Annotated in this window: 11 protein-coding genes; 4 read left to right on the top strand and 7 right to left on the bottom strand. The window is 43.9% G+C overall.

Translation table 11 applies throughout. The features are described 5' to 3' along the window. Nucleotides 1–33 precede the first annotated feature (33 nt). Nucleotides 34–4,218, bottom strand: a complete 4,185-nt coding sequence (locus MTO98_RS17590; RefSeq protein ID WP_243480195.1) for a two-component regulator propeller domain-containing protein — start codon at nt 4,216–4,218, stop codon at nt 34–36. Between the two features lie 557 nt (nt 4,219–4,775). Between MTO98_RS17590 and MTO98_RS17595 the strand changes: the two genes are divergently transcribed. Next, nucleotides 4,776–5,903 carry an alpha/beta hydrolase-fold protein gene (locus MTO98_RS17595; RefSeq protein ID WP_243480196.1) on the top strand — a complete coding sequence of 376 codons (1,128 nt, stop codon included), beginning with the start codon at nt 4,776–4,778 and terminating at the stop codon, nt 5,901–5,903. A gap of 157 nt (nt 5,904–6,060) precedes the next feature. Here the strand turns inward: MTO98_RS17595 and MTO98_RS17600 are convergent, their stop codons facing one another. Then, entirely contained in the window at nt 6,061–8,613 is a 2,553-nt protein-coding gene (locus MTO98_RS17600; RefSeq protein ID WP_243480197.1) for a glycoside hydrolase family 9 protein, read from the bottom strand. Between the two features lie 471 nt (nt 8,614–9,084). Here MTO98_RS17600 and MTO98_RS17605 point away from each other — a divergent pair, with 471 nt between their 5' ends. Then, nucleotides 9,085–11,001 carry an alpha/beta hydrolase-fold protein gene (locus tag MTO98_RS17605; RefSeq protein ID WP_243480198.1) on the top strand — a complete coding sequence of 639 codons (1,917 nt, stop codon included), beginning with the start codon at nt 9,085–9,087 and terminating at the stop codon, nt 10,999–11,001. A 37-nt stretch (nt 11,002–11,038) separates the two neighbouring features. Next, nucleotides 11,039–12,382, top strand: a complete 1,344-nt coding sequence (locus tag MTO98_RS17610) for a family 43 glycosylhydrolase (protein WP_243480199.1) — start codon at nt 11,039–11,041, stop codon at nt 12,380–12,382. Nucleotides 12,383–12,690: 308 nt separating this feature from the next. Here MTO98_RS17610 and MTO98_RS17615 read toward each other — a convergent pair whose 3' ends face one another. Then, on the bottom strand, nt 12,691–13,026 hold the full coding sequence (locus MTO98_RS17615; protein WP_243480200.1) for a hypothetical protein: 336 nt from the start codon (nt 13,024–13,026) through the stop codon (nt 12,691–12,693). Nucleotides 13,027–13,263: 237 nt separating this feature from the next. Between MTO98_RS17615 and MTO98_RS17620 the strand changes: the two genes are divergently transcribed. Then, nucleotides 13,264–16,764, top strand: a complete 3,501-nt coding sequence (locus tag MTO98_RS17620; RefSeq protein WP_243480201.1) for an ABC transporter permease — start codon at nt 13,264–13,266, stop codon at nt 16,762–16,764. Nucleotides 16,765–16,897: 133 nt separating this feature from the next. Here MTO98_RS17620 and galB read toward each other — a convergent pair whose 3' ends face one another. The 4 genes from galB to MTO98_RS17640 are packed head-to-tail and all read right to left on the bottom strand — an operon-like array spanning nt 16,898 to nt 26,633. Beyond that, on the bottom strand, nt 16,898–19,378 hold the full coding sequence (gene galB / locus MTO98_RS17625; RefSeq protein WP_243480202.1) for a beta-galactosidase GalB: 2,481 nt from the start codon (nt 19,376–19,378) through the stop codon (nt 16,898–16,900). Between the two features lie 42 nt (nt 19,379–19,420). Then, entirely contained in the window at nt 19,421–21,472 is a 2,052-nt protein-coding gene (locus tag MTO98_RS17630; RefSeq protein ID WP_243480203.1) for a sulfatase-like hydrolase/transferase, read from the bottom strand. A gap of 36 nt (nt 21,473–21,508) precedes the next feature. After that, a complete protein-coding gene (locus MTO98_RS17635) occupies nt 21,509–23,806 on the bottom strand; it encodes an alpha-L-rhamnosidase C-terminal domain-containing protein (RefSeq protein WP_243480204.1) in 2,298 nt (765 codons plus the stop codon). A gap of 13 nt (nt 23,807–23,819) precedes the next feature. Beyond that, nucleotides 23,820–26,633 (bottom strand): sugar-binding domain-containing protein, encoded by a 2,814-nt coding sequence (locus tag MTO98_RS17640; RefSeq protein WP_243480205.1) that lies wholly within the window; start codon nt 26,631–26,633, stop codon nt 23,820–23,822. Nucleotides 26,634–26,722: the final 89 nt, after the last annotated feature.

The following is a 26,722-nucleotide window of genomic DNA, read 5'->3' on the forward strand; positions in this document are numbered from 1 at the left end:
CACCGGCGATAATTCGGCATAAATAGTACCTGACTAAGCTACACTCTTGATACTCACTTTTTTTGCCCTGTATTCGGACGGTAAGATATTATATTTTGCTTTAAATGACTTGGTGAAATAATGAGGTGTCGAAAATCCAATTGAATACGCAATTTCAGCAATAGTCAGATCGGTTTTTTCCAATAATATGGCTGACTTATCCAATTTTATTGAGCGGATAAATTCCACAGGAGGTTCGCCGGTGAGTTCGGTGATCTTACTGTAGAACGATCCCCTGCTCATGCTAAAGTGGTGACTGATCTCTTCAACAGAAAACTTGGGGTTATTTATATTTTTTTCGATGTACAGCACCACATCTTTAATGAATCGCTCTGAAGATGATTCTATATCCATGTCTGCAGGAATGACCTTTATTTTTTTCTGATAAGTTTCCTTAAGCGACGTATTTAAATGAAGCAGGTTCTTGATCTTGATATTCAGGATATCAAAATTGAACGGCTTAGTCAAATAATCATTCACGCCCAGTTCCAGCCCTGCAAGTTGTTCCTTTTGGCTGGTCAACGCTGTTAATAAAATGATAGGGATGTGGCCGGTTCGTTTATCTGCCCTTAACTTGCAGCTTAGTTGTATCCCATCCATATAAGGCATGCTTATATCACTAACTATTAAATCGGGATGTACAGCAAGCGCTTTGTGCCAACCATCACGGCCATTAACCGCCTCAGATACTTTGTAGGTAGTACCCAGGTTTTCGGCAAGGTAATGCCGCATTTCGTCATTATCTTCAATAATCAACACATGTGGGCGGTTAGTACCTATAGCAATTTCGGGCTTCGGCTTGCTATCCGAATCTTCTTCCACCAAGCAGGATGCTATTTCAGGCAAATTTGGGTTGGATATGGCCGTTTCCGACAAGCTAATTACCGGCAATGAAATCGTTAATGAAAAAACAGAGCCCTTGCCCGGTTCACTTTCCACGCTGATTTGGCCGCCATGCAACTGCACAAGTTCGCGCGTTATGGATAGGCCTATCCCGCTGCCCTGATTAAGTATAGCCGGCTGGGCATCCGCCTGATAAAACCTTTCAAAAACATAACCTACCTGTTCGGGGGATATGCCCGTACCCGTATCGGCAACAGTGATGCTAAGCTGGTATGAATTACCATCAGCCGAAATAACAGGTGCAGTTACCTCTACCGTAATTTGCCCGCCTGCCATGGTAAATTTAAACGCGTTGGATAGCAGGTTAAATAATATCCGCTCAACTTTATCGTGATCAAATTTTGCAAATAACCTTTCGCTGGCTGTTTTAAAAACCGGGACGATCTTTTTTCTGTTTGCCAGGTCATAAAACGAATCGGCAACTTCACGTACAAAAGAAACAAACTCACCTTCAACTAAATTAAGTTTAAGCTCATTTTCTTCAAGCTTCCTGAAATCAAGCAACTGGTTAACCAGGTTAAGCAACCTGCGCGAGTTTCGCTTAATAACGCCCAATTGCTGCACTACAGGCTCGGTATTGGTTTGCTCCAGAAGTTTATCAACCGGTGCCATTATCAAAGAAATAGGTGTTCTGAATTCGTGGCTCAGGTTGGTTAAAAACTTGATCTTCATTTCATCCAGTTCATGGCGGGTCTCGGCATCCTTGCGCTCCTGCTCGGCATGCAGTTTCTTCTTAAGCTTTTTAACGCCCTGCCTCCGAATCAATAATAGTATACCGAAAGCCAGTAAAACATAAAATACGTAGGCATATATGGTCATCCAAAAAGGAGGCTTTACTATAATTTTCAACGACGTGCCTGTATCATTCCATTTTCCATCATTATTGGAAGCTTTTACCCTGAAAGTATACTCGCCGGGGTCAAGATTGGTATAACTCGCGGTGGTTGAAGTACCGGCATTTTTCCAGGAGTTGCTGAACCCCTCCAATATGTATGAATAATGGTTTTGTTGCGGAAGTGTATAATTAAGGGCTACAAAGTTGATGGCAAAGTCTTGTTTATACTTGATGGTGATTTGCTTCTCCTCGCTGATATTCACAGGTTTCGGATTTTCATGATCCGGTGATATTCGCTTGTTATCTACAATCAGGGTGGTTAACATTACCGGCGGCAGATTTTTGTTAAGCCTCACATCCGATTCTCTAAAATAATTAAACCCATCCACCCCGCCGAAATAAAGCGTACCATCCGCAGCAAGAATTCCGGACCCGTTTAAAAATACGTTGTTTTGCAGGCCGTTATCATGGCAATAAACATAAAGGTTCATGTCTGCCGGATCAATCCGGCCGATACCCTGGTTAGTACTAAACCACAAATTATTGGTTTTATCCTGTAAAATTTTACAAATCACGCCGTTAGGCAGCTGGTTGTTATGTTTAAAAGGGGCTATTTTTTTGAGCAGATGATCATAGCAGAAAAGCCCGTCGCCATTTGTACCTATCCACATATTGCCGTTAGCATCCTTTTTTAAAGATAAAATCTCTGCTATAGGCAAACCGGTGTTAGTCGGGTTAAGCGTATCGAATATTTTGGTAACCGGATTATAGATAGCGATGCCGGTGCCGTATGACCCTATCCACATATTGCCGTCATTATCTTCTTCAAAAGCCCTGATGTAGCCGTTTGAAGGAATCTTTTGCCCCCTTGCAGTCAAATAGGTAGGTGTAAATCTGCGGAAACTATCTGCCTTGGCGTCAAAAACATCAATACCGGTACCGTTGGTACCAATCCATACATTGCCAAAGTGATCTTCTTTAAAGGCGAAGATATTGTTTTGACTGATATTCAGATTTCCGGTACCACTGGTAAATTGAGTGTAGGAATTGTTTGCGGTATTGAGTTTAAAAAGCCCGTGCCCGAATGTTCCTATCCAAAGTTGCTGCCTATGATCCAGCAGCATAGCCATGATAGGCAAGCCCACCGAATTTATCTTTTCTTTCGGTTGGATAAGAACATGGCTGAAACGGTTGGTTTTGTTGTTGAAGATACTAAGGCCGCCACCGTCTGTCCCCACATATAATTCATTATCGTTTTTTTGTGCAAAGGATGATACGATGGGTGCGCGCAATCCGTAGGGATCTAACTCGGTAGGCTGTACATAGTTAAATAAAGTAAGGTTTTTATCATACTTATTTATACCGCCCATATAGGTACCTACCCAATAAATCCCTTTAGGATCAATATAAATACTCCGAATGGATTTACTGTTAAGGCTGTACGGATCGCGCGGATCGTGGCGGTAACGAACGGATTGCCCGGTGTTGATGTCCATAACATTCAGGCCGCCTTCTGTACCAACCCAAATATGATCCTTGTCTTCGGCAGCAATGCTATAAACAATATCACCGCATAACGAGTGTTCGTCTTTATCACTGTAACGATAGTTGATAAAGTGTTCACCATCTTTAGCCAGGCGGCTTAAACCGTTTGACGTACCCACCCAGACATTGCCAGCCTTATCCTGTGAAATAGTCATTACAACATCTGATGGTAAGCTGCCCGGATCATTTTTTTGATGACGGAAGCCTTTAAAACGTTTATTCGCTTCATCATATAAATAAAGTCCCGAACCTGTACACGCCCAAATCCTGTCGTAACTATCCTGAAAAATGTAGTTGATGCTTTTAACAGGTATTTGTCCTGGTTTGTCTGTCCCGGTTTCAAAATGACTGATATGTTTTCGGTCAGGATCAATCACATCGAGGCCATTTACCGTACCTACCCAAATAGCACCTTTTCTGTTTGCGCACACTGCGGTAACAATATCCTGGCTTAAATGCTGCCCTTTTAAGGGCGAAGTAAAATTTTTAAAAACGTCAGCAGCCCGGTCATAATAATAAAGCCCAAAACCTATGGTGCCCACCCACATCGTACCTGTACGGTCCATACTGATACTGCTTATTTCGTTTGACCCTGGCTCCACTTGCCTTTTTGTACCAAGCGAATAAACTTTAAACCGTTTGCCATCGTATCTGTTCAGGCTTTCAGATGTACCTATCCATATCATCCCGCTAACATCTTTTACGATAGCATTAACAGCATTACCCATTAATCCCTGTTTGGTGGTTAAGGCGGTAAACTTCAGATTAGGTTTTTGAGCATTTACCTGGATACCTATAACGGTAAAAAAAACTGTTGTAAGTACAATACGTGCAATACCGGTTAGCACGGTGTATATTGTTTTACGCGCACAGAAATCGGGTACAGATTCCATCATAAGTAACAGCTTGTTAATTTCCAATACGGGCAAGCCGCAGGAAAAATGTTTATGAACTATGGTTTAAAAATTGGTATGGTTGATGTTTTGAATAACATCATCAACCAAATTTACATTTTATGATAATGAAACAGGCAAACTTTTGTTCAAAGAAATAACACACTTGTTCAATTACATCATTAATTATTGTACAAAAGTGAATATTAAAACTTTTATCAAGATGATGTCGCCAAACACTTTATCGACAAACGTTGTAAAATTATGCCAAAAACTGTGTGCCTCCCGTTTGGTATAAAAATACCTTTATATTAAAAAAAGCAGCCTATTTTATCAATAACGCTATTGTATTTATTTAAAAAGCGTTTATTCCGGGTCAGCTTTTTATAAATAACGAATCCGGCATCTTTTGAAAATCAAACTAAAAATACAGCTAAAATATGTGTAATAAAAACAATTATTCGCAATTTAATCATTTAGCAAGTTCCAGGTATTATATAACATCAAAACAACTCCGGCATTTTAATAAATCCGCAATACATAAACCTCAATATTCAATTATGAAACCCAAACGCTTACTCGCCTTATTGGCCATTACGGTTGCCTCCAGCTTATGCAAGGCACAAACAGCTTCAAACTCAATAGCCGACGATTTTAAACCATCTACCTACAACCAGCCGGGACAAGAGTATCCTCAGGTAAATTCGCAGGGCTATGCGCGCTTTCGTATCAAGGCCCCACAGTCTGACAGTATAAGAGTCAGTCTCGGTTTGGGCGGACGCGGCGGCACCAAACTTACAAAAGGAGCTGACGGATTTTGGACAGGCACAACAGAGGGTCCAATGGATGAAGGATTTCACTACTATCATTTAACGATTGATGGCGGTGTGTTTAACGATCCGGGCACGCTGAATTTTTATGGTTCCACACGCTGGGAAAGTGGTATCGAAATACCGGCACATGATCGGGATTTTTATGCGTTAAAAGATGTTCCGCATGGCAATGTGCAGCAAATTCTGTTCCCTTCAAAAAGTACCAATACCTCGCGCAGGGCTTTTGTTTATACGCCACCGGGTTATGAGAAGGACAAATCAAAAAAATACCCTGTGCTATACCTTCAACATGGCTGGGGCGAAGATGAAACTGCATGGAGCAACCAGGGCCACGCCAACCTGATCATGGATAATTTAATAGCAACTGGCAAAATACAACCATTTATTATTGTCATGACTTATGGGATGACCAATGATATAAGGCCTGGCCCAGGTGCATTGAAAAGTTTTAAGATAGATCCGTTTCAAACGGTTTTAACTGACGAACTTATCCCCTATGTTGATGCCAGCTTCCGCACTAAGGCCGACAGGGCCCACCGTGCCATGGGGGGATTATCAATGGGTGGTATGGAAACGCATATGATAACATTAAACAAGCCCGAACTTTTTGCCTATTATGCACTGCTCAGCGGCGGAACTTATTTGCCAGATGAGCTTAAAGACAAGACAAAGCCTAAATTAATATTTATAAGCTGCGGCAGCAAAGAAAGGCCGGACGGCGTTACAAATGCTGTGGTTGCCTTAAAAGGCGCAGGATACAATGCGGTGTCATATATTTCTGAAAACACTGCGCACGAATTTCTTACCTGGCGACGCAGCCTTTATGAACTTGCCCCGTTGCTGTTTAAAGAATAAAACACCTGTCAATCCCTATATAAAGAACACAAAAAAGCCCTGTCGGCAAGATGCCAACAGGGCTTTTTGTAGTAAATTTCTTAGCCTAAATCCCAAACAGAACTTGTTTATTCAAGTTTGAGAAATTGGCTGTTGACATAGCACTTCTTTAATATAGTTAATTATGTAACCCTAACTGATTAGCAGCTCCCGACAAAACGATATACTGTGCACAACCGGCTATTGTTACTTCATTCTCACCCCAGAAAAACGGCCAGTCTTCCTTATTCTCCGGAAAATCAGGCTTAAGCAACAGAATACCAGGCACTACACCGCCAGCAATAAACCTGAAGTCTGCACGGTTGTTACCGTAAGTTACTTTTTTTGACCGTACCCCCACTGACGATACAAACGAAAGGTTGGAGTAAGGATGGCATCCAAAGATGTAATTCAGGCCCTTATAAACGTACTCAGTACCGATTATATTAGGAAAATACTTATTGGCGAAATAGTTGGTAATGGCGAAATTAATAACCTGCCCGCTACCGCCCCAGCCACCCGGCGTAACGGGCACGCCATAAGGGTTCTGTTTATCATAATCGTCGCATGTTGCTTTGTATTTTTGCATGTATCCCGCAATTTTATCCTTGTAATCTTTGTCCATATAAGGGTAGGCATGCAGCGCGCTTATCATTACAAAGCCGGGAAAACGATCAAGCATCGGCATGATCATTTTTTTGAAGTGATCTGCATACTGCTGATCTTTCGTAGTGATATACAATTGAAGAGCGGCAAGCATCTCGTTACCGGCAGCAAACCTGTTACGGGCTATTGCAGCCGAGTCCATGTGCATTTTCAGGCTATCATCTTCATGCCAAAGTCTCAGGGCACATTGCATGCTTTTCATGGCCAGCGTATCGTTATACCCTTTAAGCGCCCGGCTGGCGGCAGCAAGTGCAGCGGCGGTCTGGTAATCCAGCGCTATGTTCCTTGTGGTAAACGCCCATCGGTCATCCAAGGTCCCGCTCGATTTCCCGTCGGTTTGATAGGGTTTCAGCGAGGCGTTATATGGCATATTATCCGTTTCGTTAACGGCATCCCCTAAGTGATGGTACTGGTGCAAATTTGGCACAATGATTCCACGCGCCGGATGGCCTATGTTTACAACCTGCGCCACCAGGTTAAGCGTACCATGCTCAATTTGTTGTAAAAGATCAGGCTTGCCGTCAGGGCGATGAATATCTACGTAGCGTGTTGCATAATCTACGTAAGTTTCATCACGGTCAATCTTGAAATTCTCCCAGGCTTCAACAAAACTCAATACTACGCTGCAATGCGACGGCGTTTCAATATCAAAGTCGCCGGCATCAAACCAACCGCCAACATTAAGGCCCGGGATGCGTTCGAGCGGTTTATACTTGGTATCGGTAGTTGGCCCCATCTGGTATGTATCAAAATGCTGATGGTTTGGCGGAGCCTGCAGGGCATCATCAAGAAACGGGGCACCGTGCCATACGCGGTAGGCTTCGTTCACCATCATGTGATCCATCTGAACCGGGAACCAAACATCCATTGTAGGATGCCCTATATTTTCATAAACATTTGCGTTAATTGGAAAAGCATTGGTTTTTTGATTGCCATAAGCTACAACGTATAAACCGGCCTTTTTAACACTGCTAAAATTAAACTTCAAATAATTGTACCGGGTAAATTGCCCCCAATGCTGTACCTCTGACTTAAGCCGCTCAATGTATTTTCCATCGGACGTAACTTCAAAAAGGGTTGCCGTTTTTAGCGGCGCGTCATTTTTATCCAGTTCTATCACTGCAGTCTTTTGCTGCTCAGGGCGATAACCTACCTGCGAAAACTCAATTACCGGCGCACGCTTCCAACCAGGTACGGCATTAGGCTCAATATACCAGGTTAATACCTTGCCTGTTTTACCGGCAGGCAATAAGCCGCGGACAATAAACCATCCGTTTTGTGCAAGGCTGCGGCCATCAAACAACATCAGATTGGCATCAATCGACTGAATTTTGATGGTTCGCTCAGGATCTTCGGGTGCCATCACCAGTGTTTTGCCGGTAGCAAGCGGTGCCGGGTCAATAAATTCGTTACGGCCCCGATCATCAAATGTGTTATGGCCGGCAAACTGCGGGATTTTTTGACTTGATGGAAGCATTTTTGTCGAACCTGCAGGATACAATGGAAAATCGCCCGGCTTTCCATCAATTAAATATGTTTTTTCAAAATAAGCTGATGGTATGACCTCAAGGTTAAACCCAGCCTTGCCGGCCAACTTTTCCGGAACCGGCTTATCAAGGTATAAATTAAGCTCAACACCATTGCCTTTTGGTGTTACGCTGATTTTTGAATTAAAATCATAACCTTCATAACGCATGGTTACATCAATGCGATGATTAACGCTATCTACAGTGCGGTTGACAAGAGTGGGCACCAGGTCCCATTGCTCGGGTGTGTTTTGCAGGCGTACCGCGCCACCGGTAATGGTACGCACGCCGTGGTGTATCAGCTCGACCCCGGCTGTCTTTTCATCCTGAAAAATTCCGTTATACTGATTACTGAATACCAGTACGTTTACACCGGGCGTTTCGAAATAGCCCAGTTTGTTAAGTTTTAGTTTTTGAGCCGAGCCCCGGAAGCACGAAAGGCAAAAGACGAATGCCATCAGCACCATAGCTGGCTTGGGTGAGTAAATTTTTAATTGCATGGTTATATGATTGATTATAAAGGTTTATAACCGGCGATACCGATTACGACTGAACGAAAGTATCCGTACAGAAAATGCTTTGATACCACAATCCAATATTTTGATACCACGAATGTATCCGCGTACCCAAGTGGCAAAAAACCATACAATTGTTACAGTTAATTTAGATAAAATCGCCTCGGGAGCGCTTTATGTATATTAAAATGCGACTAAAATTCAGATAGTTATAAAAAAATAACCTACTGATAAACTATAATCAGGCGCCGTGTTCTTCATTGCGCACCGGCTTTTCATTTATTTTTCGGCACTTAAACATTCGTTTTATCATTATCATGATTTGTGTTAAGAGTCACAAATTGCTTCCCCTACTTTCGGGTATTCCTCAAACAAGCAAAAACTAATACAATTAACCCGCTTAGCTTCTGTTCATCCTACAGACGATTTGTTTAGTGGATTAACAGACAAAAAATCATGAAGAAGATAGCCTACCTTACAGCCATCGGCATTTTGCCTGCAATGCTGGCCCTGTCTCAGCCAGCTCTTAAACATTCGCCGGCAGGCTTTGATACTTATCGTGCAGGTATTGCGCATGGTAAATTAGACACCGTTACCTATAACTCAAAAACGGTTGACTCCAAACGCCACGCTGTAGTTTACCTGCCGCCCGGATATACTGTCAAAAAGAAGTACCCTGTTCTGTACCTGCTGCATGGCATTGGCGGCGACGAATTTGAATGGCTTAACCAAGGTACGCCCCAGGTAATATTGGATAACCTGTATGCTGACAAAAAGCTGGAGCCAATGATTGTGGTATTGCCCAACGGCCGTGCCATGAAAGACGACCGCGCTACCGGCAATATAATGGCTCCGGATAAAGTTGCTGCATTTGCAACTTTTGAGCATGACTTGCTCGACGACCTGATCCCATACATCCAGAAAAAGTACCCGGTATATACTGATCGTGAACACCGGGCGCTTGCTGGATTATCCATGGGTGGCGGGCAATCGCTTAATTTCGGGTTGGGTAACCTGGATAAGTTTGCCTGGGTTGGAGGTTTTTCATCTGCGCCTAATACTAAAAAGCCGGAAGAGCTGGTACCTGATCCTGATGCCGCGAAAAGTAAACTTAAACTGCTTTGGATCTCATGCGGCGATCACGACGGACTAATGTCATTCAGCAAACGTACCCACGATTACCTGGAGCAAAAAAATGTACCACATATCTTCAGTGTCGAGCCCGGAATACATGACTTTAAAGTCTGGAAAAATGATCTTTATCTGTTCTCCCAATTTCTGTTCAAACCTGTTGATATCGATAAATTTAATAGGATGATCGCGGGTGGCCCTGCATCTACTAATATCAGGGGCGCGAAATACCCGATGATACTGCCCGACCACCGGGTGGTTTTCCGGTTTAAGGCACCTGATGCGCAAAAGGTTCAGATAGACCTGGGAAAAAAATATGATATGACAAAAGACACTGCCGGTTATTGGAATGCCACAACCGATTCAATTGGCGAAGGGTTTCACTATTATTCATTGATTATAGATGGTGTCGCTACAACTGATCCTGCCAGCCAAACTTTTTATGGCATGGGGCGCATGGCCAGCGGCATTGAAATACCTTTTGACGGCGGCGACTATTATGCTGTAAAAAATGTCCCGCATGGTGATATTCGCATCAAAACCTATTTTTCAACAGTAACCCAATCATGGCGAAGGCTGTTCATTTACACACCGCCGGGCTATGATGCCAGTGGTCAAACCAAATATCCTGCGCTGTATATATTACATGGGGGTGGCGAGGACGAAACAGGCTGGGTAGCCCAGGGTAAAACTGATATGATCATGGATAACCTAATCGCCGCCAAACAGGCAAAACCAATGCTGGTTGTAATGCCCGACGCCAATTTCAGCGGCGCTGGTTTTGGTGAAGCCGGACTTAAAACCTTTGCGAACGAAATAAAACAGAGCATCATTCCTTTTATAGAGAAAAACTACCGGGTTGAGCACACCGCGCAGGGCCGTGCGCTGGCCGGGCTTTCCATGGGTGGACTCAATACATTATATACGGGCATTTACCATACAGATATGTTCAGTTACCTCGGGGTATTAAGCTCGGGATGGATTGTACCTGTACAAAACAGCATCGCCGATGCACAGTACGATTTTATGAAGAAAAATGCCACCAGGATCAATACCAATCTGAAAGCATTTTGGATTGCAATGGGCGGCAAAGAAGATATTGCTTATAACAACTGCCAGGCCATGCTGGGAAAACTGGACGAGTTAAAGATAAAACATACTTATTATGAGTATCCGGGCGGTCATACCTGGCCTGTGTGGCGAAACGACCTTTACAAATTTGCCCCTGTACTATTTAAATAAATTGACGACCAATAAATCCTATCAAGACCCTCAGTTTATGAAAAATATTAAATTTTGGCTATTACTATTTATTTCTATGCTGGCTTTCGCAGGGCAATCTGTGGCGCAAAATCCATTGATCAGAGATCAGTTTACAGCTGATCCCTCAGCCCGTGTTTTTGGCGACAGGGTGTACGTTTATCCATCGCATGATATTAAAGCAACACCAGGCCACGGCCGCCCCGGATGGTTCTGTATGGAGGATTACCATGTTTTTTCATCAGCCAACCTTACCGATTGGACCGATCACGGTATGATCATCAGCCAAACTACGGTACCCTGGGCCGAGCCAACATCATACAGCATGTGGGCACCCGATTGCATTTTCCGACACGGCAAATACTATATGTATTTTCCTACTACCGCGAAAGGCAGCGAAAACGGCCGGGGCTTTACCATAGGTGTAGCCATGGCCGATAAACCGTATGGCCCATTTACCCCACAGCAGGAGCCTATAAAGGGTGTACACGGCATCGATCCAAATGTATTTATTGACAAAGACGGGCAGGCTTACTTATACTGGGCACAGGGCAACCTCTATGTGGCAAAGCTTAAAGAGGACATGCTCGAACTTGCATCAGAACCCCAAATTTTAACTGAGCTGCCGGATAAGGGTCTTAAAGAAGGCCCCTACCTGTTTGAGCGTAAAGGAATTTATTATTTGACCTATCCACATGTGGCTAATAAAACCGAAAGGCTGGAATATGCTATAAGTAATAACCCAATGGGGCCTTTTAAATTTGCGGGGGTGATTATGGATGAGTCGGCTTCCGGCTGCTGGACTAATCATCAATCAATCATTCAATTTAAAAATCAATGGTACCTGTTTTATCACAACGATGACCTGTCGCCGCAGTTTGATAAAAACAGGTCGATACGATGTGATAGCCTGTTTTTTAGTGCCGATGGAAGTATTAAAAAAGTTATCCCAACCCTGCGTGGTGTAGGGATAACCAAAGCATCTGAAAAAATACAGATAGACAGGTACAGCGATAAAGACAGTACCGTAAAAATCTCCTTTCTTGATACCGCAAAAAAATTTAATGGATGGAAAACAACCTTTAACCATGCCGGCAGTTGGATCCGTTATAACAGTGTTGACTTCAATGGTAAAAAGTTTAAAGAATTACAGATCATGGCGAATGCCGGAAGCAGGGCAACTGTAGAAGTGCGGCTTGGTAATGCAAACGGACGCCTGCTGGCTTCAACGGTAATTCCTGAAGGAAGCGATTGGCAAATTGCTCAAACAAGACTGGCCTCTCTCCCATCCAAAATTGCCGATCTGGTAATCGTATTAAAAAGTGGTAGCGGCGTTAATCTCGACTGGATAAATTTTAAATAGATTAAACTACATCAGCAAACTATTCCAATATGTGACTGCCCGGACATTCATCGGCGTGCCCGGGCAATTATGGCGAATAGATCAATTAGCTGATGATACCTATTGGATTATACCAAAAGCTCGCAACCAATTCAAAAGAGCGCATTACACTGTTAGCCGTGGAAAATAGCGCATTTACGTCTGCAAAATTTAAGTTAGGTTAACGGTTGCTTAAATATAATTGAGCTATCAAATCAGTGTTTGTCGGTATATGGCTGTAGTACCTGGCCGGTTAAAGTTCCGTATTTTATATCACTCAGGCTTTTATTTCAACTATTTATAGGATCTGGCCGTATTGTGACCTTTTTCCAGATTGTGTAACCACCATAAGCGAACATGAAAAAGATGAATACATATACCCAAACCGGGATATTGCGCCCGGCAATGATGAGGTAAAGATAGGGTATACTGAAACTAATTGAGGCCAGCAACAAAGGCATCGCTATAGCCTTTTTAATCCTAAGGTTTTTAATTACAAAGCCCATACAGGTAACGAAGGATACTTTGCTGACCAGGTAAAGACAGCCTAACAGTAAAGGATCAACCTCGTGCTTTTCGCCAATGGCGATTAACCAATCTTTAAGTATAGTTATGTACTCTGACATTACTGCAATATATCAATAAAGATGATTAGATTAAGCATGTATTAAAAAACTTGTTTGCGCTTTAACTGAAACTGCGACCTGCGAGTATGCCTTTAGAGCTCAACCCTACTCATCTTGTTCCAAAACCGGACGTAATTTCGTCCGGTTTTGGAACAAAGTTCACTGGCAGGTAAGAGGTAATTATCTGTTTATAAATAGTTTATATATTTGGAACAACGATTGAGTTATTGAACTTGCTTGAATCCGCATACATTTCATATTACCGTTTATGACCTGGCTTTCCTGGGGGCTATATTTATCGGGCTCACCTTTGCCGTACTTCTATGGTTCACCCAAAGAGTAAACCAGGCTGCAAACCGATTTTTTGCATTGGCCCTCATTGCGATGATTTTGCGCATAGCCGGTGTTTTAAAAAGCGATATGCTGCATTTTTCATTGGCATTCGGCCCTCTGCTTTTCTTGTATGTGCTGAAACTAACTCAGCCCGAATACAAATTTAAACGAAAAGACCTGCTTCATTTTGTCCCGGTAATACTGGAACAAATCCCCCTGCTGAAACCAGTATTACAGATTCTGACTTTTATTTCAGTTATTATCTATTTGTATTTGTCCCGCAGGCAAATAGAACAGTTTTATCATCGACAAAAATTCAGTGGCGGCGACCGGTACCGCTTAGAGCTGCAGTGGCTGGATAAGCTATTGTTGGGCTTTGGCCTTTTGTGGCTTTTGTGGCTGCCCTTTACCGCCTTAAACTATTTTGGTTATCATTACCAGTTAAGCATTAACGTTTATTATACGCTGTATATCAGTTTAGCTGGCGTAATGATCTGGATAGCAGCCAGAGCCCACTTGAAATCAGAAATTGGTGCTACAGCGGGCAGGACTTCACCTCCTCCACCCTTGCTCCCGGCCGACCTGAAGCAAAAAGGGGCCTGCTTAAAGAAAACCATGCAAACCAACCTTTACTATCAGGATCCTGAACTCAGCTTAAGTGCCCTTGCCGAAAAACTCGGCATGAACAGTCATGAGCTTTCCCGAATAATTAATACAGCGCTTAAGAAAAGTTTTAATGATTTTATTAGCGAGTATCGCGTTGGCAACGTAATCCAAAAAATGCAGGACCCTGCATTTGACCATATAACCCTGCTCGGCATTGCTTACGAATCGGGTTTCAATTCTAAAAGCACCTTTAACCGGATTTTCAAGGAAATGACGGGCAAAAGCCCCGCTGAATATAAAATTGAGCTAAAAAAAGAGTTCCCAACTTATAAACTGGGACGCCAGGGCCAGTTTACGGCGGTAATTTCGAGTCATCAATCCACATCGATGTGGGCAGACAAGAAATCAAACCGCAATTTTATGTTCAAGAATTATTTAAAGACCGCGTGGCGCAATATGCTGCACAATAAGGCTTACAGTACGCTAAATATAGCCGGCCTTGCCGCCGGGATGGCCGTAGCCCTGCTCATCGGCTTTTGGATACATAGCCAGTATACATACGACCGTTTTTTGTCAAGTTATGACCAGTTATACCAACTGAAGCTTAACTTTTACCATAGCGGTGAGATACGTACACAAAGCGGATCTTCATTACCTATGGTAGAAGAACTCCGTAACAATTACCCTGAAGTAAAATATGTATCGGAAACCGACTGGGGATCGCAGCACAGCATGGTCATCGGCGATAAGAAACTTGATCCTTACGGTTTAAGTGTTGGTGCTGATTTTTTAAAGATGTTTCCATACACAATGTTAAAAGGAAACAATAATTCGGTTTTGAATAGCCCTAATTCAATCGTCTTGACGGAATCATTGGCCGAGGCTTTGTTTGGCCAGGAAGATCCCATCAATAAAACTATCCGGATAGACAATAAAAACAATGTAACGGTAACCGGCGTAATGAAAGACCTGCCGCATAATTCAACTTTACAGTTCAGCTACCTGCTGCCATATAGTTACCTGGAGCAAACCTATCCTGAAACAAAAAAAGAGCGTGTTAATTGGGACAACACATCGTACCTTGAGTATATAGAGCTACAGGCTGGCACCGACGGAAAAGCTTTTGAAAGCAAAATAAAAGATATTATTGCAAAACATATTACGGATAAGAGCACTAAAATTGAGGTGATCCTTCAGCCTGCAAAAAACTGGCGCCTGCTCACCCAATTTAAAAACGGTAAGGCAAGCGACGGCCTCATTCAGTATGTGCGCATATTTGGAATCATAGGCATATTGGTATTAGTGATAGCGTGTATCAACTTTGTCAATTTATCAACGGCTCGCGCCGAAAAACGCGCGCGGGAAGTGGGTGTGCGTAAGGCCATCGGCTCATCACGCGGGGATTTGATCATTCAGTTTCTGAGCGAATCGTTACTGCTTACCATAACCGCGTTTGCGTTGTCCATAGGGATCGTGCAATTGGTATTACCCTGGTTCAACACGCATACCGCCAGTAACATATCTATACCTTACTCAAATATCACTTTTTGGGGTGTGATGCTCACCTATGTATTGTTTACAGGTTTACTTGCCGGAAGCAGGCCGGCATTTTATCTTTCTTCTTTTGAACCGGTAAAAGTTTTGAAAGGTACTATTCAACTGGGCAAAGCAGCTACGCTGCCCCGTAAAATATTAGTTGTAGTACAGTTTACCTGTTCAATAGCGCTCATCATCAGTACGCTGATTATTTACCAGCAGATTGAACATGCGAAAGACCGGCCAAAAGGCTACGAAGCCAAAAATCTCGTGACGGTAAATAGCAGCGACGACCTTAACAAAAACTATGAATTGCTTAAAAGCGATCTGCTGCAAAGCGGCCAGGTGGTGAGTATTACTAAATCAGGAAGCACAATGGCCTATTTTCCTGCATCATTTTCTATCAAAGATTTTCCCGGTAAAAAGCCGGGCGAATCGTTGGAAATGGCAACTACAGCCATTTCGGCAGGTTATTTCAAGACCATCGGAATGAAGATAAAATCAGGGCACGATTACTCTGAAAATTCGGTTGCCGACTCCCTGAATGTTATTATCAACGAGGCCGCAGCCCAACGATTGAGGTTAAAGGAGCCCCTGAATCAACTGATCACATCAGATTATCGCAAAAACCCAATGCGCATCATCGGTGTGGTAGAAAATGCTATAGTCGGGTCGCCGTTTTATGCAGCCGGCCCTGCTCTTTATGTATACAACCCGGGCTGGAGCGGTGCTATCATGTTCAGGCTTAACCCTAATGCCAATAAACAGCAGGCTATTAAAAAGATCGGTGTCATATTCAATAAATACAATCCGTCATTCCCCTTTGATTATCGTTTTGCCGACGAAGCATACAACTTGACATACCAGTTGGAGGAATTGGTGGGTACTCTGGCAGGCATTTTTGCGGGACTGGCCGTTTTCATTTCGTGCCTGGGTTTATTTGGTCTGGCCTCGTTCGTGGCCGAACAACGAAAAAAAGAAATTGGTATCCGGAAAGTGTTGGGCGCATCGGTTTCACAAGTTTGGATATTATTATCAACCGATTTTATAATATTAGTTTTAGTTAGTTGTGTCATTGCGTCGCCCATCGCATTTTACTTTTTGCAGGACTGGCTTCAAAAGTTTGACTATCGGATAATCATAGGGCCTGGCGCATTTGTGACAGCCGCGGCCTTAACCCTCATCATCACCATAATAACGGTAAGCTACCAGGCAATCAGTAGCGCACTGACCAACCCCGTTAAAAGTCTTCGCTCGGAGTGATCCGAGTTAGTATTAAAAAACTGAGGTATAGTTGATTATATTTATGTATGCGTTCCGGGGTGAGATACGGAACGCATTTTTATTGTTTCAAAAAACGGAAGCTTCAGCGTTTTATGCTAATGATGATAAGTTGTTACTGCAAGCGCTCCGAACTAATTTTCAAAACGCATTTTTGTAAACCTTTTGAAGATGCCTCGATGTTGATTTTTCCGGTCTTGTTTCCACTTGCTATAATCGCTACCAACATTCCGCTAAACGCTTTCATCTGCGGGTTTTGAAACGATTGCAGGTTAGTAGCATCGCCGTTGGCTATCGCTTTAAACTTACCCTCACCTGTAACTTTAAAACTCAATAAGTTATTTGCATCAGGGCACAGGTTTCCTTTTGCATCAACTACCCTGGCAGTAATAAAAGCCAAATCCTGGCCGTTAGCATTTAGTACGCTGCGGTCGGCCGTCAAAACGATATGATGTGGTTTACCTGCGGTATTGATGGTTTCTTCGGCCGCTGGTTTTCCATTGGCATCATAGGCTATAACTTTAATTGTTCCAGGCTCATACTTTACATCCTTCCACATCAGCCGGTAACGGCTTATATTATCCTGTTTACTTTTGGCTTGTTTGCCCATGCTTTTGCCATTAACAAAAAGCTCGGCACTGGGGAAATTCGTATAACAAAATACCGGGGTTACTTGTCCTTCCCTACCTGGCCAGGTCCAATGCGGCAAAATATGCAGGGTTGGTTTGTCGCTCCAGCGGCTCCGGTAAAGGTAAAACCTGTCTTTGGGGATTCCCGCAAGGTCAATAATACCAAAGTACGAACTATGAGAAGGCCATTTGGAATCATAAGGCGTAGGCTCGCCCAAATAGTCAAAGCCCGTCCATACAAATTCGCCGGCAACGTAACTCAAATCATCCTGCTGTACAAACTCATCATCGGGTATTTGCGACCAACTACAGGCCTCCAGATCATACGATGAACTTTGACTATCATCATACTTTTTCTGCTTAACCTGTTCTGCTGGAAACTTATAAATCCCTCGTGAGCTAACTGTTGATGCAGTTTCGCTACCGAGAATAACTCCCTGCGGCAATTTGTTATTTGCTTCTTCGTAACGTGCAGGCTTATAATTAAATCCGGGAACATCCAGCACCGATGCAAAATTATTATTAATGGCCGCATCTATGCGGTCCATACCAGCGGTTACCGGCCTGGTTGGATCCTCGCGATGGCAAATATCCAGCAGAAACATGGCAATTTTATTACCACCTTTGGCGCTCTGATCCGGCACCTCGTTGCCGATACTCCACATCACCACGCTTGGATGGTTGCGGTCCCGATGCAGCATGTTGAGCATATCGCGCTCGGCCCATTCATCAAATAGTTCACTGTACCCGTTCTTTACTTTAGGTGTTTTCCACTCATCAAAAGATTCGTCCATCATCATTAGGCCCATTTCATCGCACAAATCAACCAACTCTGGGGCTGGCATATTATGAGAGGTGCGAATGGCGTTGCAGCCCATATCTTTCAGCAAGGTTAACTGCCTTCGCAATGCAGCTTTATTAACGGCGGCACCTAATGGCCCTAAATCATGGTGGTTACATACTCCTTTAAACTTAACCGGTTTTCCGTTCAGAAAAAAACCTAAACCAGCTTTAAAAGCGATAGATCGTATACCGAAGCGGGTGCTGTATTCATCAGTGAGCCGTTCTCCGTCATATAATTTAGATTCGGCCGTATACAGTGCAGGTGTGTCTGTCGACCATAATTGGGGGTTTCTGACAACCAGTTTTTGTTCAAATGTCTGCTGATCAGTTTCCGCCAGGTTAGTTGTTGTCCCGGCTACCGGTTTACCGTCCTTATCTTTAATCACGGTAACCAACTTTAACGACTTAAACCTATTTTGCGGCAACTCCACATTGGTTTTTACAGTTATTTTAGCAAAATCCTTTTCTATAACCGGGGTAGTTATATAAGTGCCCCAAACGGGTATATGCACATCGTCGGTAATAAGCAGGTGTACGTTACGGTAAAGCCCTGCCCCCGGATACCAGCGCGACGATTCCGGCAAATTTTCCAGCCGAACGGCCAATACATTTTCCTGCCCTGGTTTTAATTTGTCGGTAATATCAAAATGAAAAGAGCTATAACCGTAAGGCCATGTACCGGCATTTTCGCCATTTACAAAAACCTGTGCACCGCTCATGGCACCGTCAAAAACAATGGTCGCTTTTTTCCCAGCGGTAAATTCAGGTGCGCTAAACTTTAATCTGTACCAGCCTACCCCTACAAAAGGCAACCCACCTGTACGCCCCGATTTAATACTTGCTTCTGCTTCGCCATTTTGCACAATCTGTACCTTTTGCTTGTCATTATCCTGCCCAAAAGGCCCATAAATTGCCCAGTCATGCGGAACGGTTACCAGTTGCCAGCCCGAATCGTTAAAGTTTATTTCCTGGGCACCGGACTGTTCGCCTTTAGTGAATCTCCACCCGGTTTGCAGAAGGTATTCTTTCCGTTTTTGGGCAGATGCCATAGTAAACCATAGCAAAATAAGACTGATAGAAATATAGAATTTAAAATGACGGTTAAGTACGTTTGGTGATTGCATAAACAGGGAGAGTTTTTAACAATTAATAGTAGTAGCTTTAATTTAATGATACAGGTTTTTCGGCTTTAAAATCTCGGTGCCATCCTCTGCTGTACAGGAAAATTTAAAGCCTGAACCGGACGTACCAACTGAAAAATAAATTGAAACGGGGTGCAGGCCAGCTTTCAGGTTAACAGATCTGGTTCTTTTTTCACCCGGCTGATAACCAAAATCCGCATCAATTAAAGTAGCTTCATGCAAACGGACATATGCCTTATCCTTCGCCGAAAAAGTAAAAGTATACTTGCCATCTGCCGGGATACGGATATAGCCTTTGTACATGATCAAACCATTATGCTTGTTCTTTACAGAGAAATCAGTACTGATGCCGTTTTGACTGACTTTAAGGTTTCCCGGCTTTGATACCCACGGAAAAACGCCCTCATAATATTTCCATAATAAACCCGGTGTTATATTTTTCGCATCGCTTACTGCTGGGATAGCATCATTATCATAAGGCCGGGGAGCTTCCGCATCCGGGCGACGAACCTGCAGCACCTTATCTTTCATAGCGGTTTGAATAGCTGCATAAGCGGGTAGCTTAGCCAGGTTGACAGTTTCCTTTGGATCTTCAAGCACATTATATATCTCAAAATCATCTGCAGATGATTGAATATCATAGCGCACCCCTACCAGGCTGTCCATACGAATGGCCTGCATTTGCTTCCTCAGTTTGCCGCGCCGGGACGCTTCAAACTCTTTAAAAGTTGGCGTATGCCCACCTTCAAAATATTCTACATATACCATCCCCTTTTCCTGTTTGCCTACCCCGGATAAGGATGGCAGTAGCGAAACACCATCAAACCTTGCAGGTGCAGGCAGATGAGCAACATCAGCAAAGGTGGCAGGCCAGTCCGAAAGCATGGAAGGTGTGTTTACAATAGTTCCGGCTTTGATTTGTTTAGGCCAGATGGCCACCGTCGGCATCCGCAGCCCTCCCTCCCAGCAGTCACGCTTGATGCCATCGAATGGGCCATAACTTCCAAAAAAGGTAGGGTGATTAGGCACAAAAGATGCAGGCAGATATGATTCAATAGATGGGCCATTATCAGACGTAAAAATAATCAGCGTATTACCTGCTATATGCAAGTCCTGCAGCAATTGCCTGATATCGCCCACCGCAGCATCTATACGCTGTACGGCAGTAGCATAGCGTTTATAGGTATCGGGCCAGGGCACTTCGGGGGTGGCTGGGTTTTGGTCGTCGTCATAAGTAGCATTGGCGAAAGCCGGATATATGTACGAATCAGGTGTACCTGATGCTGTATTGATCATGTGGCCGCTGGTGCCCAGCCATTGCAGGCCACCTTTTAAACCGCCGCCTGTGGGGTAAGCCTCCGTTGGCAACTCAATAACCGCATGTGGTGTATCATAAGCCAGGTACATAAAAAACGGTTTGCCTGAATCCTTGCCGTTTGCATGGTCGGTAATCCATTTCTTGGCAGCAGCCGTCCATAAATCGGCAGTATAACATTTACTTAATCCTGATGATACTTCACGATCATCATCCCAAACCTCTTTTTTTCCTGAATAAATACCTTCAAACGGATAGTGCTCATGTCCGTCGTTATGGCGCATATAACCATAATATTTGTCGAAACCTCGTTTCAGCGGATGTGCCGGCCAATCCGGACCAGTTTCTTTTATGCCCTGCAAACCCCACTTACCTATGGCAACAGTGTTATAACCTGCTGCTTTAAGTACATTGGCTACATTATAGTTTTCCTCCAGTTGCTTATCAAACTGATTATCCCTTACCGAAGCATTACCCTGGTTAACCCCGGTAAGTAACGAAGCCCGCGAGGGTGCGCAAACCGGCGCATTAGCATACTGTTGCGTGAAACGCACACCAGCCTTAGCCATAGCATCAATATTGGGCGTAAGCTCACAAGGCAGTCCTTTGCTTTTTCGCTGAAGCTGATTAAATACACCAATATCGCCGTAACCCAGGTCGTCGGTCAGGATGAAAATAACATTAGTTTTTTTCTGTGCGATAGCCGTACCTGATAGTAACCAGGTTATACACAACATACTTAAAAGACTTCTTTTTCTCATTTTTAGCTAAAATCTGTAATCTACAGTTTAGAAGGGTTAATTCTTTTCTTTTTCACCATTAAACACATAAACAGGATGCCCGTCTTTGTAAAACACTTTGATCTGCCCTGGTCTCTTTAATAATTGGCTCCCGATCAAGCCACCATTAATATACAGTAGTTTACCCGAAACATCGATACCGGATAGATCAAGAAGTCCTTGCGTACCTGCCGGCACTTTTAACTTTATATTTAATAAAGCACCATCCGGTACAAGATCAAAATTTATAAGGCCATAACGCGTGGGTACGGTAGCGTTAATATGCTTTAACCCGCCCGGCAGAGGCTTTATCATGAACTTTTTAAAGCCAGGTTCAACCGGAGCAATGCCGGCAGCATACTGCATCAGCAGGGCCAGCGGACCACCACTCCAGCCGTGATTGCTTGTTTCGTAAAACCCTTGCTGCCAGCCTTCCCATAACGTAGTACCTTCACCGTTCACCATAGCAGCATACCGTTCTTTCATCCGTTGAAGTGCATCGTCGGCGTGCCCCATCATAAACATAGCTTCCAATACATATTTCTCCATATATGGCCCGGCATATTGCTGATTTTTCAATACCTCATTTATTTGCTCCCATTTATCCCTGCCAGCCAGGCCGGTAACAACAGCCATGGCATTTCCCCGGTCATCGGGTGAGCCTTTGTGCGCGGGCGAGCGGTATGCAGTCCCTGTCCAAAAAGTTTGATCAAATTTGGCACTGATACTTATCATTTGTGTTTGGTATGCTACAGTGTCTTTAGGAAACCCTGATAAAACAGCCATTTTTTTGGCCGACGACAAAGCCGAGTAATACCATGCATTATCAAGCAGCGGCGCATCAATGTTTTGGCCCCAGTCCTGCCAGTTCCATTTGCCATCCCTGTGTTTTACCAGACCGTCAGCGCCTATACTCCATAAAGAGAGGTATTTTTTAACTGTGGGATAAGCTTCAATAAGCGTTTTTTTGTCGCCGGTAAACAGGTAATAATCCCAAAAGCCCAAATTGCCGATAGCGGCCAGGCTCTGCAGCGGTAGCTCGCGATGCGGGCCAAATGGCAGCGGCGGGTGCGGGCCCGGTATTGGCGAGTAAAGCACCCCTTCATCGGTTTGCCAGCTTACCAATTCGTTAATGGCCTTTTGTACCAACTGATGTGCGCTAGCCGAAAAAGCATAATAGCCTTGTAAAGATTCAGTTACCACATCACCCCACCACATGGCACGTTCGCGGGTAGGGCAATCCATAAAATTATCACGCATGTTAAGGTAAAGCGTGCGACGGGCTTTTTGCCAGAGGTTGTTATAAAACTCATCATTGCAGGTAAATGCTCCATCGAAACCGGTATCATAGCCCGTTTCGCGATATTGCAGCGAGATCACCTCTACTCCTGTCGGAAACGTGTACCATACCTGCTCTCCACTCATCCACCCCGGTGATTCAAACTCCTGTACGCCGCTGCGCGTGATATAACACGAGCGTACGTTGTATGCCCCGCCATCGGTATATTTATCTGTATTAATATTGATTACCAGGCCAGCCGGTGCCTTAATTTTAAAATATGGCGTAATCTGTGCATTATAAGGCAATTTCATGATCATGATATTGCCGATGGGGCTTTTCGAAAAGCTATTCACATAATTTTTAAGGCCATAATCTTTCCATTGAGGTATCTGCCGGTTAACCAGCTTACCCCATGGCAATGCCGGAGATGTACCGTAGTTGGCAGCACGAGGCCAGGCGCAGTCATCATAATCAGCAGCGTACCATCCTGTATCGTCTTTACGAGCATCAAAGGTTACGTTAAACTCGGCCAGTGGCCGGTAAGGCTGCGGGCCTGTTTGCAAAGTATCAAAACCTGGATGTATCGATGCCCGCCAGCTGCTATCGGTTGCTATCAGGCTGTTTGCCGGTGTATTAAGATAAAATCCGCCACGGCCGCTGCTGTTGTGCCCGTGCCCCTCCTTTCCCCAATACCAAACCAACGCCGCAATAGTGTTTTTTCCTTTCACCAGGTAAGGCTTAAGGTCTATGGTATCAGCGTAGGTATCATGCGGGTTGGGCGTTCGCTTTAGCCCACCTTCCCTTATTATGAGTTGTCCATTTATCCAAAGCCAGTATTTGGAATCGGCTGCTATGGTGGTTTGCATTTTGGCCGGAAGCTGATCAATCGTCACCTGTTTGCGAAACCGCATCCAGCAATTGACCTGATTAATGCCGGGTTGCCAGATCCATTGTGCAGGGTGTTCAGGTGCAATCCTCGCTATGGCCGGTATACAAATAAGCAGGATGAAAATTAATAAGCTTGCGCGCCTCATATTTTCCTTTGGTTTAACGCAGTTCTGTATAATCCGATTTCCCGGATTCATTAATGGCAGCCAGCTTAACCGTAACTTTTCCTCCCTTACTGCCTAATTTAATTTGATATTGATCGGCCAAACTGGTATTAATTAGTTCATGGTGCCAATTCTTTTCATTGCCATAGTGGAATAACAGATCATAACCGGTTGCCTTTTTTACCGGTTCAAAGCAGATTACAGCATCATTTCCATTACTGATCACTCCTTGAATGCGTGGACTTACCCGCAAGCCTCCATCAGGTTTTACCGCTATTTCTTCTGACCAGGTTGATTCTTCGCCATCCGCAGTTGTTCGTTTAACCCTGTAATAGTATGTTTTGCCGTTCATTAAGCCGTTTACTTTAAACGAGCCTTTGGTATCGGCAACTGTATTCATTGCGTGGGTATAATCGCCCGCATGCTCAGTTACCTGTACGGTAAACCGCCGGTCATCCACAGTAGTTTCAACTCCCGTGAAAAACGCGCTATTGGCAGCTTCGCTAAAGCGGATAAGGGGTGGCAATAAATGTCCGGTTTGGATGATGGCTGGTAGTTTTGTCAAAGTTTCCCCTGCATTGTTAACGGCAACCAATTCAATATTGGTAATATGAACGGTATCAGCAATATTGATATAGCTACCGATAGTTGGCTGGGTTTCTTTAATCTGTCCCGCAACCTGATACCGAACTTTGTACATCGCAGCCGAACCGTCCTTTTCAAACCTGATCTGGGTGATAGCTTGTTTGACTTCATCACTACCGATTTGCTTATATCCGCTTGTCGCAAATAAAACACGAGGCTTTAAAGGTTTTTGAAAATAGATCACCGTGTCATATAACACATAATTTTGAGGTGATACCAGACTTATATTGGCCTTAAAGGCAGTCCCGTTTCTGCCATTTAACGTCAAACTTAACGGGCTGTCGCCGGGACGTATCACAGGTAATGCGGCAAAATCACCGCCAATTAACTTACCTGCGTTATCTACCAGTTTTAATACTACACGGTACCCTTCAAGTTCGTACGCCGGTAAATCAAAAACTGCACGTGGCTTAATGTTAACATTAACCTCAACATCATTTGATGGCGCTCCGCCCTTTATATCAGCTTTAAATCCTGCTACCGGCATGTTAGTTTTACGGAATGAATAAAAAGCCGCCTTCTTTTGTCTCGCCACATCTACCAGCCCCCAGGGACGGTTTTGCGAGGCCTCTTTAGTATCTTTATAGGTGCTCCGGTAATCGTTAAATGTCCACAACGACGCGCCGATCAGATAGGGCTTCATCCGCAGGGAATCCATCATGTGTTGGATTGGAAAATCGGTTGACAGATCCTCATTTAATTGTCCAAGCCCAAACTCTGATAAAAACAACGTGCTTTCAGGATGCGCCTTATGGATCCGGTCGACCAGTTTGCCTATTTCGCGACCATAACAATTAATAAACCCGATGTCAGAAAATTGCAAATGATCGGTAGGATTGGCGGCTGTGTAGCTCACTGTAACGCCCAGCCGCGTAGAATCCAACTGTTTTACCAGTTGAATGGCTTTATCGGTATAAGGCATTACTTCCTTGTTCTTTCCAATCTCATTGCCTACGCTCCAGCCAATAATGCATGGATGATTATAATGATCATCTATCATCCGGCGCAGCCACTCGTTAGTTACGGGGTTATCAGTTTTCACCAAACTGTTCTTATCACCCCAAACGGGTATCTCTTCGCAAATCATGATGCCCTGCTCGTCAAGGTAGTCCAATAGCTCCTGGTGATAAGGCATGTGCGACATGCGCGCAACGCCAACGCCCAGGCTTTTCATCAAATCAATATCTTCTTTAACCCTCCATAGCGGCAAGGTGTTACCGGTAGCACGGTCATCGGGCACAAGGTTAAAGCCCAGCGGCCTTATAACTTTGCCATTTAGTTTAAGTTGCTTTTTGGTCTTATCCATTTCAACTACACGCAAGCCAAAACGTCCGCTCAACGTGTCAACAGCAGCTACTCCCTTATATAATGTTATTTTGTATGTGTAAAGAGTCGGCTCATCCAGGTTCCAGAGCCTAAACTCACCTGGGTTGATCTGCGTTTCAAGCAATTGTTTGGTAGTTTGATTTGCTGCAATATTGGTTTTAAAAGGAACCGTTTTTACCAGATTACCTTTCACTGCAATCTCGATTTTACCCGATACACCAGCAGCCTGATGTGATGTGTTGATCAACGCTAATTCAAAATTAACTACGGCAGTACGTTTATCCAGGTAAACCTTTGGCGTAACGTGGTTTTTAGCGATATATACCGGGTCATTAACCAGTAATTTAACCGGGCGCCTGATACCTCCCCAGTTCCATAGTGCACCTATTTTAAAATGATTGTCGGCACATACTACAACTGTATTTGTTTGACCATAACGCAGTAAACCTGAAACGTCGTTTTCAAATTGCAGGTAGCCCAGGTTGTTTTCTGTAACAAACTGCCCATTAACCCAAACTTTGGCAAGGTTGTAAACCCCTTCAAAATAAAGCCTGATGAGCTTGCCTTTTAAGGTTGAAGGGATAAAAACCGTTTTTTTATACCAACCTTTGCCTGTGTATGCAGTGTAGCGGTTTTCGGTGTTCCAATTACCGGGCACACTGAGTTGGTCGGTATATGCCCGCGCTTCGGTTGCATACCAGTGCTGTGCTTCGCCTGCATCAGCAGAATCGGTTTGAAACTGCCATGTGCCGTTAAGCGAAATGCTTTTTTGAGCATGGGCGAAAATGGCTGATAACAACAACAACAAACAAACCGGCAAAAATATCTTGTACTTCATGGATCGGGCTTCTTTTCTCGATTAAAACTATTAGGTTGATGAATAAATTGGTGATCGGTGTGATAAAATTTAAAAACACATCCCGGCCG

It is taken from the genome of Mucilaginibacter sp. SMC90, assembly GCF_022811725.1.
Taxonomy (GTDB): domain Bacteria; phylum Bacteroidota; class Bacteroidia; order Sphingobacteriales; family Sphingobacteriaceae; genus Mucilaginibacter.

Coding starts and splice junctions, on each gene's coding strand:
- MTO98_RS17610 (WP_243480199.1), top strand. CDS start 11,039: ATGAAAAATATTAAATTTTGGCTATTACTATTTATTTCTATGCTGGCT.
- MTO98_RS17615 (WP_243480200.1), bottom strand. CDS start 13,026: ATGTCAGAGTACATAACTATACTTAAAGATTGGTTAATCGCCATTGGC.
- MTO98_RS17635 (WP_243480204.1), bottom strand. CDS start 23,806: ATGAGGCGCGCAAGCTTATTAATTTTCATCCTGCTTATTTGTATACCG.
- MTO98_RS17640 (WP_243480205.1), bottom strand. CDS start 26,633: ATGAAGTACAAGATATTTTTGCCGGTTTGTTTGTTGTTGTTGTTATCA.
- MTO98_RS17630 (WP_243480203.1), bottom strand. CDS start 21,472: ATGAGAAAAAGAAGTCTTTTAAGTATGTTGTGTATAACCTGGTTACTA.
- MTO98_RS17595 (WP_243480196.1), top strand. CDS start 4,776: ATGAAACCCAAACGCTTACTCGCCTTATTGGCCATTACGGTTGCCTCC.
- galB (WP_243480202.1), bottom strand. CDS start 19,378: ATGCAATCACCAAACGTACTTAACCGTCATTTTAAATTCTATATTTCT.
- MTO98_RS17605 (WP_243480198.1), top strand. CDS start 9,085: ATGAAGAAGATAGCCTACCTTACAGCCATCGGCATTTTGCCTGCAATG.
- MTO98_RS17600 (WP_243480197.1), bottom strand. CDS start 8,613: ATGCAATTAAAAATTTACTCACCCAAGCCAGCTATGGTGCTGATGGCA.
- MTO98_RS17590 (WP_243480195.1), bottom strand. CDS start 4,218: ATGATGGAATCTGTACCCGATTTCTGTGCGCGTAAAACAATATACACC.